The 11,756-nt window shown below is 64.0% G+C and carries 10 protein-coding genes; 7 read left to right on the top strand and 3 right to left on the bottom strand.

Annotation, left to right across the window (positions count from 1 at the left end):
* Nucleotides 1-9: 9 nt before the first annotated feature.
* Nucleotides 10-1,344: an MFS transporter gene (locus AC1RGE_RS29045; protein ID WP_011063608.1), complete on the bottom strand. Its 1,335-nt coding sequence runs from the start codon at nt 1,342-1,344 to the stop codon at nt 10-12.
* Between the two features lie 537 nt (nt 1,345-1,881).
* Here AC1RGE_RS29045 and quiC point away from each other — a divergent pair.
* From quiC to AC1RGE_RS29030, 3 genes are all read left to right on the top strand, one after another.
* Nucleotides 1,882-3,792, top strand: coding sequence for a 3-dehydroshikimate dehydratase QuiC (gene quiC, locus AC1RGE_RS29040; RefSeq protein ID WP_011063607.1), 1,911 nt, complete (start codon nt 1,882-1,884; stop codon nt 3,790-3,792).
* Nucleotides 3,793-3,894: 102 nt separating this feature from the next.
* Nucleotides 3,895-4,572, top strand: a complete 678-nt coding sequence (locus tag AC1RGE_RS29035) for a TetR/AcrR family transcriptional regulator (RefSeq protein ID WP_011063606.1) — start codon at nt 3,895-3,897, stop codon at nt 4,570-4,572.
* Between the two features lie 114 nt (nt 4,573-4,686).
* Nucleotides 4,687-4,911, top strand: a complete 225-nt coding sequence (locus AC1RGE_RS29030) for a hypothetical protein (protein WP_015637127.1) — start codon at nt 4,687-4,689, stop codon at nt 4,909-4,911.
* A gap of 67 nt (nt 4,912-4,978) precedes the next feature.
* Here AC1RGE_RS29030 and AC1RGE_RS29025 read toward each other — a convergent pair whose 3' ends face one another.
* Nucleotides 4,979-5,833, bottom strand: coding sequence for a shikimate dehydrogenase (locus tag AC1RGE_RS29025; RefSeq protein ID WP_011063605.1), 855 nt, complete (start codon nt 5,831-5,833; stop codon nt 4,979-4,981).
* Nucleotides 5,830-6,279 (bottom strand): type II 3-dehydroquinate dehydratase, encoded by a 450-nt coding sequence (gene aroQ, locus AC1RGE_RS29020; RefSeq protein WP_492585471.1) that lies wholly within the window; start codon nt 6,277-6,279, stop codon nt 5,830-5,832. Before aroQ ends, AC1RGE_RS29025 begins: the two co-directional genes overlap by 4 nt.
* A gap of 259 nt (nt 6,280-6,538) precedes the next feature.
* Between aroQ and AC1RGE_RS29015 the strand changes: the two genes are divergently transcribed.
* From AC1RGE_RS29015 to AC1RGE_RS29000, 4 genes are all read left to right on the top strand, one after another.
* Nucleotides 6,539-7,060 (top strand): RNA polymerase sigma factor, encoded by a 522-nt coding sequence (locus AC1RGE_RS29015; RefSeq protein WP_011063603.1) that lies wholly within the window; start codon nt 6,539-6,541, stop codon nt 7,058-7,060.
* A gap of 63 nt (nt 7,061-7,123) precedes the next feature.
* Complete coding sequence (locus AC1RGE_RS29010; protein ID WP_492585469.1) at nt 7,124-8,137, top strand: FecR family protein; 1,014 nt, start codon at nt 7,124-7,126, stop codon at nt 8,135-8,137.
* Nucleotides 8,138-8,268: 131 nt separating this feature from the next.
* Complete coding sequence (locus AC1RGE_RS29005; protein WP_311168161.1) at nt 8,269-10,974, top strand: TonB-dependent receptor; 2,706 nt, start codon at nt 8,269-8,271, stop codon at nt 10,972-10,974.
* An 83-nt stretch (nt 10,975-11,057) separates the two neighbouring features.
* Nucleotides 11,058-11,675 carry a heme acquisition protein HasA gene (locus AC1RGE_RS29000; RefSeq protein ID WP_011063600.1) on the top strand — a complete coding sequence of 206 codons (618 nt, stop codon included), beginning with the start codon at nt 11,058-11,060 and terminating at the stop codon, nt 11,673-11,675.
* Nucleotides 11,676-11,756 lie beyond the last annotated feature (81 nt).

The following is an 11,756-nucleotide window of genomic DNA, read 5'->3' as shown; positions in this document are numbered from 1 at the left end:
AACGGAGCATCAGTCTTCTACGCGGGGAATCTTGCGCGGGGCCATGAAGTACATCCAGGTCAGGGCAATGAAGTACATCGCCGGGATCAGGGTGAACAGCAGGGTGTAGTTGTTGTTGGTCACGGTCAGGATGTGGCCGACGATCTGGGTCATGAACATGCCGCCGATGGCCGCGCACATGCCGCCGAAGCCGAACACCGTGCTCATCATGTGCTTGGGCGTGTAGTCCATCACCAGGCTCCAGATGTTGGCGGTCCAGGCCTGGTGCGCGCCGATCCCCAGGGAGATGGCGAACACGGCCAGCCACAGGTTGGCGGTGCCGGCGGCCATGATCACGCCGATGATGCAGCAGGCGAACAGGAACATCGACAGCAGCCGCGCCTTGATCGGGTTCATGCCGCGCCCGATCAGGAACGAAGAGAGGATGCCGCCGCCGACGCTGCCGAAGTCGGCGGTCAGGTAGATGATGATCAGCGGGATGCCCATCTGGGTCACGTTGATGCCCAGGTTGTACTGCTGGTTGAGGAACGGCGGCAGCCAGTACAGGTAGAACCAGAACACCGGCGCTGTCATCGCATAGGCCAGGGCGAAGGCCCAGGTGCCGCGCATGCGCAGGATGCGGCTGAAGGGCACGCGGGTTTCTTCCGGCTCCACCTGTTGCTGGATGTAGGCCAGCTCGGAGGCTTTGACGCTTGGATGATCTTCAGGGTTGAAGTACTTCAGGCCCCAGAACAGCAGCCAGATGCCACCCAGCGCGGCCATGCACAGGAACGCGGCCTGCCAGCCCCAGGCGTGGAGGATCAGCGGCAGCAGCATGGGCGTGAACATTGCGCCGACGTTGGTCCCGGCGTTGAAGATCCCGGTGGCCACGGCCCGTTCGCCGGCCGGGAACCACAGCCGCGTGGTCTTCACGCAGGCCGGGTAGTTGGCGGCTTCGGTGAGCCCGAGAATGAACCGGCAGACCATGAAGCCCGCCGCCGAGGTGGCCAGGCCGTGGGCGCCGGTGGCCAGGCTCCACAACAGCACGGCGAAGAAGAACACCCGCTTCACCCCAACCCGGTCGATCAGGCGGCCCTGGAGCACGAAGCCCACGGCGTAGCCGACCTGGAACCAGAAGTTGATGTTGGCGTAGTCCATCGCCGTCCAGTTCATTTCCTTGGCCAGGATCGGCTGCATCACGCCCAGTGCGGCGCGATCTATGTAGTTCAGGGTGGTGGCGAAGAACACCAGGGCGAGCATGCCCCAGCGGGTCTTGCCGACCGCCATGGCGCCGCGGATCTTGTCGCCGATGCCGCCGGCAACGCTGAGGCTCGGGGCGATGCGAGAGCTTTGGGAAGGAGTCATGTGGGCCATCCGTTCAGTGACTGGCGAGCCGGGGCTCGTCGGAACTCAAGGGCGCGTGACCAACCGTCGGCGGGGGCATGGCAGCCCGGGAACCTGCGGGTTGATCGGCTGGGGCGGCGCGTCGCTGCGGCAGATGCCGGGCGGGCGAACGCCATCGGGTCGGCTGCAGCTCAGGGCTGTAGCGCGGCGTATTCCAGGGTGCCGGTTGAGGCCGTTGGCGGTATCAGCCAAAGGGATGTGCAGCAGTGAAGGGCGTTGAGTGCAAGCATGAGGGTGTACCCGATTTTTGAAATTTTTATGGTGTGTTCTGGGTCTGGGTGATTGAAGCCGGGGGTTTGGGGCCGGCTCAATGTGCTATCGATGGTGCGCAGTGGCTGAAAAATCGTCAATTCGCCAATCTGTATTTTGTTCGATAATCGAACACAAAACTAACTGGTTCGTACACTTTAACAAGGCCTGTGGAATAATCCGCAACATCCAATAAAAAGCCGCGGTCCCCCTGTGCCCGACTGGCCGTCCTAACCCGGGAGTCGAATCATGCAGCGTTCCATTGCCACCGTGTCCCTGAGCGGTACCCTGCCGGAGAAACTCGAAGCCATCGCCGCCGCCGGGTTCGACGGCGTGGAGATCTTCGAGAACGACCTGCTCTACTACGACGGCAGCCCTCGGGAAATCAAGCAGATGTGCGCCGACCTGGGCATTGCCATCACCCTGTTCCAGCCATTCCGGGATTTCGAGGGCTGTCGTCGCGACCGTCTGCCGCGCAACCTGGAGCGCGCCGAGCGCAAGTTCGACCTGATGCAGGAGCTGGGCACCGACCTGGTGCTGGTGTGCAGCAACGCCTCGGCGGACAGCCTGGGGGACCGGCAGATCCTCATCGACGACCTGCACCTGCTGGCCGAGCGGGCCGGTGCCCGGGGCCTGCGCATCGGCTACGAAGCCCTGGCCTGGGGCCGTCACGTGAATACTTATCAACAGGTCTGGGACATCGTGCGCAGCGCCGATCACCCAAGCCTCGGGGTGTTGCTGGACAGCTTCCACACCCTGTCGCTCAAGGGCGACCCGGCGGCGATTGCCGAGATTCCGGGGGACAAGATCTTCTTCGTGCAGATGGCCGATGCGCCGATCTTGGCCATGGATGTGCTGGAGTGGAGCCGGCATTTCCGCTGCTTCCCCGGCCAGGGCGAATTCGACCTGCCGGGCTTTCTGGCGCCGATCATCAAGAGCGGCTACACCGGGCCGCTGTCCCTGGAGATCTTCAACGACGGCTTTCGCGCCGCGCCGCCGCGGGCCAACGCCGCCGATGGCTTGCGCTCGCTGCTGTACCTGGAAGAGAAGACCCGCGAGCGCCTGCTGCAGGAAGGCCAGCCGGTGGCGAACATCGACACCCTGTTCGCGCCGCCTGCGGTGCAGGCCTATGGCGGCACCGAGTTTCTCGAGTTCGCCGTGGACGAGGCCCTGGGCGCCAAGCTCGGCGGCTGGCTGGAGCGCCTGGGTTTCGCCAGGGCCGGGCAGCATCGCTCCAAGAGCGTCAGCCTGATGCGCCAAGGGGATATCAACCTGATCCTCAACTCCGAGCCCTATTCCTTCGCCCACAGTTTCTTCGAGGCCCACGGCCCTTCGGTGTGTGCCACGGCAATCCGGGTCAAGGACAGCGCCAAGGCCCTGGAGCGGGCGGTGGCCTACAAGGGCCAGCCCTATCGCGGCCTGGTGGGCCCCAATGAGCTGGAGCTGGCGGCGGTGCGCGAGCCCGATGGCAGCCTGATCTACCTGGTGGATCAGCAGCAGGGCGGCCAGCACCTGTACGACACCGATTTCAATATGCACAGCGGCGTGGTGGCCAAGGGTGGCCTCAAGCGCATCGACCACATGGCCATGGCCCTGCCGGCGGACAGCCTGGACAGCTGGGTGCTGTTCTACAAGAGCCTGCTGGACTTCGAGGCCGACGACGAAGTGGTGCTGCCCGACCCCTACGGCCTGGTGAAAAGCCGCGCCCTGCGCAGCCGTTGCAGCTCGATCCGCCTGCCGCTGAACATCTCGGAAAACCGCAACACGGCGATCTCCCATGCTTTGTCCAGCTATCGCGGTTCCGGAGTGCACCACATCGCTTTCGATTGCGACGATATCTTTGCCGAAGTCAGCCGGGCCAAGGAGGCTGGAGTGCCGCTGCTGGACATCCCGCTCAACTACTACGACGACCTGGCGGCACGCTTTGATTTCGACGACGAATTTCTCAGCGAACTGGCCTACTACAACGTCCTCTACGACCGCGATGCCCAGGGCGGCGAGCTGTTTCACGTCTACACCGAGCCCTTCGAAGGGCGCTTCTTCTTCGAGATCATCCAGCGCAAGAACGGCTATGCCGGCTACGGTGCGGCCAACGTCGCGGTGCGCCTGGCGGCCATGGCCAAATCACGCAGCGGTGCCGTGCGCCAGGCCAAGTTGTAGAAGATTGTTAACGACGGCGGTAACGGCCGCCGTCGCGCTTTCTTTCGCAGGGTGACGCGGCCCATAATCGCCCGCGTGTGCAGTGATGGCCGTGAGCCCAGAATGACAATGACCAGTGAACGCTCGATTGCGCCCGATGAGCCTGCTCTCGAACCGCGCAAGAGTCGCAAGAACAACCCGGAAAAGACCCGCGAGAACATCCTTCAAGAAGCCATTGTCGAGTTCGTCCAGCAGGGCTTGTCCGGCGCGCGAGTGGATGCGATCGCCGAACGCATCCATACCTCCAAGCGCATGATCTATTACTACTTCGGCAGCAAGGAGCAGCTGTACGTCGAGGTGCTGGAGAAGCTCTACGGCGATATCCGCAGCACCGAGAGCCGCCTGCACCTGGCAGAGCTGGCGCCGCAGGAAGCGATTCGCCGGCTGGTGGAGTTCACCTTCGATCACCACGACCGCAACGTCGATTTCGTGCGTATCGTCAGCATCGAGAACATCCACAAGGCCGAGTACGTGAAGCAGTCCGGCGTGATCAAGGCCATGAACAACACCATTCTCCATGCCCTGGGCGAGATCCTCGAGCGCGGCGCGCGCGAAGGTGTGTTCCGCGGCGGCCTGGATCCGCTGGATGTGCATTTGCTGATCAGCTCGTTCTGTTTCTACCGGGTCTCGAACCGCCACACCTTTGGCGAGATCTTCCAGATCGACCTGCCGGATGAAGGCATCAAGCAACGCCACCGGGAGATGATCTGCGAGTCGGTGCTGCGCTACCTGCAGGCCTGATCCCACTCTTTGTAGGAGCTGGCTTGGCAGGCGCTGGCTTGCCAGCGAAAGCGCCCGTAAGATCGCCATCGCCACCAAGGCTTCTGCAACCTGCACCACGACAAGGAAGGCACCATGGGCAACCCCGTTCCAACCCTGAAAATAATCCTGATCCTGATGATCGTGGTCGACACGTTCTGGTTCGGCGAGCGCCTGCTGTCCCTCACCGGGTTCAGCATGTTCGACTGGTTGCCGTCGTCGGTGATCAGCCTGGTGGGCATCCTCGGCAGCCTGCTGATGATTCTCTTCAATGTGCTGCTGATCGGCCTGCTCTCGCGCCTGCAGCTCAAATCCGACTAAGCAGGCTGTAGCCGCTGCCGCAGGCTCGCCAGCGCCCTGAAGGCAGCAGCTGCTACCGAGCCCTGTCTCAGCCGTTCATGCTGTGAAAGTGCGCCAGCATGCGCTGCGGGTCCGCGCGTTGGCCGCTGAACAGCTCGAACGCCTTGACCGCCTGGAACACCGCCATGGTGCCGCCGTCCAGGGTCCTGCAACCCAGGGCCCGGGCGTTGCGCAGCAGTTCGGTTTCCAGGGGAAAGTAGACGATCTCGGCAACCCACAACTGCGCTCGCAGCAGTTCCACCGGCACCGGCATGCCCGGCAGCTTGGCCATGCCCATGGGCGTGGTGTTCACCAGCCCGTCGGCGCTGTGCAGAGCACTCGACAGATCACCGCCTGCCCGGGCCCGGGCGCTGCCGAAATGCTGGTTGAGGTTGTCCGCCAGGCTTTGCGCCCGCTGCGGCTCCACGTCAAAAATGTTCAGTTGCTCCACGCCTTCACTCAGCAGGGCGTGAGCCACTGCGGCCCCGGCACCGCCGGCGCCCATCTGCACCACCTGGCGCCTTGCCACGTCCGGCAGGCCGCGGCGAAAGCCCTCGGCAAAACCCAGGCAGTCGGTGTTGTGGCCGACTCGTTTGCCATCCTTGAGCACCACGGTGTTCACCGCACCGATGCCCCGGGCTTCCGGGGACAGTTCGTCGAGCAGCGGCAGGATGCTCTGCTTGCAGGGAAAGGTGATGTTCAGGCCGGTGAAGCTCATCTGCTCGGCGGCGCGCAACAGTTCAGGCAGGGCGCTGCTGTCCAGGCCCAGTTGATCCAGATCGATCAAGCGGTACAGGTAGCGCAAATGCTGGGCATCGCCCTCTTGTTCGTGCAGGGCCGGGGTGCGGGAGGCCTGGATGCCGGCGCCAATCAGCCCGGCCAGAACACTGGCTTGCCGGCTCATGCGCCTTGCCCCTTGAACCGCTGGCTGAAGTGTTCCAGCGCCAGGCGATAGCCATGGCTGCCAAAGCCGCACATCACCGCCTGTGCGATGGCGGAAACGAAGGAGTGATGGCGAAACGGTTCGCGCGCGTGGACGTTGGACAGGTGCACTTCGATCACCGGCAGCTCGCTGGCCACCAGGGCGTCACGGATTGCCACCGAGGTGTGGGTCCAGGCGGCCGGGTTGATCAGGATGCCAGCGCAGCGACCACGCGCCCCGTGGATCCAGTCGAGCAACTCGCCTTCGTGGTTGGTCTGGCGAAACTCCACGGCGAGGCCGAACTCCTCGGCGGCGCGGCCGCACAGGGCGGAAATGTCAGCCAGGGTTTCGTGGCCGTAAGTGGCCGGCTCGCGGGTGCCGAGCAGGTTCAGGTTCGGGCCGTTGAGCACCAGAACGATAGGACGCATGGGGTAAATCTCCGTTGTTATTGTCGGCCTCGGGAGAGCGTACGAGGCGTTGAAAGGTAAATTGTACTAACTGGTTAATTTGGTCAATTGGCGGTAGATGCGCAACGGGGGGCGGGCGGATTAAGTGTTCGGTAATCGAACGGAAGCGTAGGGCTCGCAGGTGCAAGGCTGCCGCCAATGAGTGCTTATATCAATTGAAAATCATTCTCGACTGACCGTAAGATGCCCGGCAATTTCCTTCATGTTCCAGGGAGTCGGTTTGTCGGACGTGGATCTCAAGGGACTGTTTCTCAAGCATGCCGCTGCCTTGCGTGGGTACCTGGCGCGCAAGATACGGGACCCGCAGTTGGCCGCTGATCTGGTGCAGGAGAGTTTCCTGCGGCTGGCCGAGCACACGCGCGGCGAGCGTATCGACAACTCCCAGGGCTATCTCTACCGCACGGCGAACAATCTGCTGATCGACCATGTACGTCAGGAGGCGCGGCGCAAGACCGAGACCGTGCCCCATGAGGTGCTGGCCGACATCGAGGATGAGGCGGCCGGGCTGGAGGCTCAGGCGATGGCGCAGCAACAGCGCAAGGCACTGAAACAGGCGATCATGGAACTGCCCCCGCGGACCCAGGAAATCTTTCGCCTCAACCGTATCGAAGGCATGACCCACGCCGAGGTGGCCCGGCACCTGAATATTTCCGACAGCTCGGTGCAAAAGCACTTGTCCCGGGCGCTGGCCTATGTGATGCAGCGTTTGCAGGCTACCGACGGTCGGCCGGTCGACGAGTGAGTTACGGTAAAAGTCGGGGTCAGACGTCACTGCTTATATATAACGAGAAATCGAGATTCACACGTGAATAGCCAGGGTCCGCAAGAGCGCAGTATCACCGAGGCCGCCGCCGACTGGGCGGTGCGTTTGCACGCGGGAGGCCTGAGCGCCACCGAGCAGGCGCAGCTTGCCCAATGGCAGGCCGCCGACCCGCGTCATCCCCAGGCTCTGGTGTTTGCCCGGCAGACCTGGGAGGCCCTGGGCGAGTTGCGCCTGGACCCCGAACTGGCGGCCACTGCCCCACCACGGCGCCAGGCGGCGCGGCCTGCGGCGACAATACCGCGCCCGCGCCGTCGACGCCGGCTGGTGCGGGCCGCCAGCGCGGCGATGCTGGTACTGGCGGTGGCCCTGGGCTGGCTGCAAGGGCCGCAGGCGCTGCTGTACCTGCAGGCTGACTACCTTACCGGCAAGGGTGAGGTGCGCACCGTACAACTGGCCGATGGCAGCCAGGTGGAGCTGGATTCGGGCAGCGCCATTCGCCTGGACTACAGCGGCGACAAGCGCCAGGTTCAATTGCTGGCCGGCTCCGCGGTGTTTGACGTGGCGCCCATGGCCGGCGAGGAAAAACGACCTTTTATCGTGCAGAGTGCCGGCGGCCAGACCCGCGCCCTGGGCACCCGTTTCGTGGTCGGGCGCGAGAGTGCTCAACAAGCCTGGGTCGGCGTGTTGCAGCACAGTGTCGCGGTGAGCCTGGATGCCCCGGCGCAACGCGAGGCCTCCGAGCGGGTGCTGCAAGAGGGGCAGAGCGTGCGCTATGACCCGCAGTCGGGGGTGGTGGCGCTTGATGGGCTCGACCTGCAGCGGGCCACCAGTTGGCGGCGCGGTGTCCTGGTGTTCGACCGCCAGCCCCTGGGCCTGGTGGTGGAGCGCCTCAATCGCTATCGGCCCGGGCGGGTGGTGCTGACCAACAGTGCCCTGGCCCAGCGTCAGGTCAGTGGTGTCTTCCGCCTGGACATGCTCGATGCAGCCCTGGTTACCCTGACCCAGGAATTGCAGGTGCAGCGTTTCGACCTGGCCGGCGTCAGCCTGATTTACTGAGGCCTGCGGGCCTTTTTCCACCCTTGTGCAAAATAATTCAAAAAAACCTTACTGAGTTTTCCTGCCTAGCACGTCTAGCTAATTGAGATGCATTCGCATAAACAAAAATAGCCAGCGCAGGAACAAGGGACATGAGGGTAGGCAGTCGCACTGGAATTCACGCAGCAAGTCGTTTGGCCCTGGCCATTCACTTGGGCGTCGCAGGGCTGTTGGCAGGAGGCGGTTTGCTGCACGCGGCGGAGCCTGTGGGTGCAGCCCCACAGAGCGCCCAGCAGCAACGCGAGATGGATTTCGATATCCCCGCCCAGGCCCTCGGCAGTGCGGTGCTGGTGTTTGCCGAACAGGCCGGGGTGCAGGTGCTGTTCGACAGCCTGCGCCTGCATGGCTTGCACAGCTCGCCGCTCAAGGGTCGCTACAGCGCCGAGGAGGGCCTGGCGCGGTTGCTGGGCAATGCGCCGGTGCAGTACCGCTTCACCGGCGAGCGCCAAGTGACCCTGAACCGGGTGGAAACCGGCCGTGACGGCGCCCTGGCCCTGGCGCCCACCACCATCTCCGGCAACCTCGAAGGCCGCCAGAGCGACTGGGTGTATAACGCGCCGCGTTCGGTGAGCGTGGTCGGCCGCGAGCAGCTCGATCGCAACCCGCCCCGGCACGCGGCCGACATGCTGGAGGAAACCTCCGGTGTGTATTCGGCAGTCAGCCAGCAGGACCCGGGCCTGTCCGTGAATATCCGCGGCCTCCAGGACTATGGCCGGGTCAACATGTCGGTGGACGGCATGCGCCAGAACTACCAGCAGAGCGGCCACCAGCAGCGCAACGGCACCCTCTACGTCGACCCCGAGCTGCTCTCCGAGGTGGTGGTGGAGAAGGGCGCCACTTCGACCATGGGCGGCGCCGGGGTGATTGGCGGGGTCGCCAATTTTCGCACCGTCGAAGCCCGTGACCTGCTCAAGCCCGGCCAGGAAATCGGTGGCCGGATCCGCGTGACCAGCGGCCTGGGTGGCCGCAGCAACGGCACCCATTTCATCGGCAGCACCGCCTTCGCCATCGGCACCGAGGTCTGGGACATGCTGCTGGCCGCCAGTGAACGGCACCTGGGGGACTACAACCCGGGGACCAAGGGCGGCATTGGCGAGCTGCGTACCGGCAGTTGGATGGACCCGTCGATCAATGACCGGGTGAAGAATTCCAAGGTGGCCTATTCCGCTTCCGTGATGCGTTCGCGCCTGGCCAAGCTGGGGCTCAACCTGCCCCAGGACCAGCGCCTGCAACTGAGCTACCTGACCACCCAGGTGTCCTACGACGACGCCAACATGATGAACGTCGAGAACAAGCAACAGCTCTGGGAAAAGCTCGGCAGCAGCGATGTGCGCTCGCAGAACTTCGGCCTCGACTACAGCTACACGCCGGACAACCCGCTGATCGACTTCAAGGCCAAGCTCTACTACGTCGACAACAGCAACGACCAGAGCACCCTAACCCGGCGCAGCAGCCCCGGCTACTCGATCACCTACCAGACCGACACCTATGGCGCTCAGGCGCAGAACACCTCGACCTTCGCGCTCGGCGAGCTGGCCACGCTGAAGGCCAACTACGGCCTGGAGTTCTTCTATGACAAGGTCCGCCCCGACTCCAGCCAGCCGGTGCCCAAAGGGTCGGCGGTCAGCGCTTCGCCCGCGGCCAGCATGACCCCCGAGGGCGATCGTGCCCTGGGCAGCCTGTTCACCCGCCTGGATTTCGACTACGACGGCTGGCTGAACCTCAACGCCGGTTTGCGCTACGACCGCTACCGCCTGCGGGGCGAGACCGGAATCAACACCCGCACCTTCGTGATCGGCAAGACGCCCCAGCAGATTTCGGTGCCGGTGGCCTATGACATCGACAACGAGGAAGGGCGCTTCTCGCCGACCTTCGGCCTGTCGGTCAAGCCGGGCGTCGAATGGCTGCAGTTGTTCGCCAGCTATGGCAAGGGCTGGCGGCCACCGGCGGTGACCGAAACCATGATCACCGGCCGGCCCCACGGCGGCGGCTCGGAGAGCACCTTCCCCAACCCCTTCCTCAAGCCGGAGCGTTCCAGCACCTGGGAAGCGGGGGTCAACGTCTTCAAGGAAAACCTCTGGTTCAACGATGACCGCCTGGGGATCAAGGTGGCGTACTTCGATACCCGGGTCGATGACTTCATCTACATGGCCATGGGTGTGCAGCCCCCTGGCTACGGCTCGCCCGGCATCGGCAACAGTGCCTATGTCAACGACCTCAGCAGCACCCGCTTCAAGGGCGTGGAGTACCAGCTGGACTATGACGCCGGTCGCGCCTACGGCCAGCTGAACTACACCCGCATGATCGGCGACAACGATTTCTGCACGAAAATCGCCTGGCTGGGGGGCGTGACCCAGCCGGTGAAGAATGGCAGTGGGCGTGGTGCGATCGTCACCGGCATGCGCCCCGATGATGCGGCCAACAACGCCAGCCGCTGCAATGCGGCGATCCTCGGTTCGGCCGAACACATGCCCATGGACCGCGGCACCCTGACCCTGGGCGCACGCTTTTTCGAGCGCAAGCTGGATATCGGCGCCCGGGCCCGCTACAGCGCCGGCTATTCGATCGCCGGCTCCGCCACCGGCACCGTGAGCCAGACCGGCGTCTACCCGGCCGACTGGAAGCCCTACACCGTCTACGACCTGTATGGCAGCTACCGGGCCACTGAAGAACTGACCCTGCGCCTGGCCATGGAAAACGTCACCGACCGCGCCTACCTGGTGCCCCTCGGCGATGTCCTGGCCTTCACCCTCGGCCGTGGCCGGACCTTGCAGGGCACCGTGGAGTATCAGTTCTGACCGCTTTTGCCCATTGATGGGCAAAACCGCAGCAGGCAGTGGCGTGCTGCGGACATGACCCCCCTAATGTATTGGAGTTTTGCATGAGCATTTCGATCTCTTACAGCGCTACCTACGGCGGTAATACTGTTGCGCAATACCTGACTGACTGGTCGGCCTACTTCGGCGACGTCAACCACCGCCCAGGCGAAGTGGTCGACGGCACCAACACCGGTGGCTTCAACCCGGGCCCGTTCGACGGCACCCAGTACGCCATCAAGAGCACCGCCAGTGACGCGGCCTTCGTCGCCGACGGCAACCTGCACTACACCCTGTTCAGCAACCCGAGCCACACCCTGTGGGGCTCGGTGGACACTATCTCCCTGGGCGACACCCTCGCCGGTGGTTCGGGCAGCAACTACAACCTGGTCAGCCAGGAAGTCAGCTTCACCAACCTGGGCCTCAACAGCCTGAAGGAAGAAGGCCGTGCAGGCGAAGTGCACAAGGTGGTCTACGGCCTGATGAGTGGCGACAGCTCGGCGCTGGCCGGCGAGATCGATGCCCTGCTCAAGGCGATCGACCCAAGCCTGTCGGTGAACTCCACCTTCGACGACCTGGCCGCTGCTGGCGTTGCTCACGTCAACCCGGCTGCCGCAGCCGCTGCCGATGTCGGCCTGGTGGGTGTGCAGGACGTGGCCCAGGACTGGGCGCTGGCCGCCTGAGTGCAGGCCTGAGGCATAAAAAAGCGAATGCAGGATCGCTCCTCCATTCGCTGGCTTGACTCACCTCCGTCGCCCGAGTTT

This window comes from Pseudomonas sp. GW823-FHT02C05 (assembly GCF_058797595.1).
This window is presented reverse-complemented; position numbering and strand designations above follow the sequence as displayed.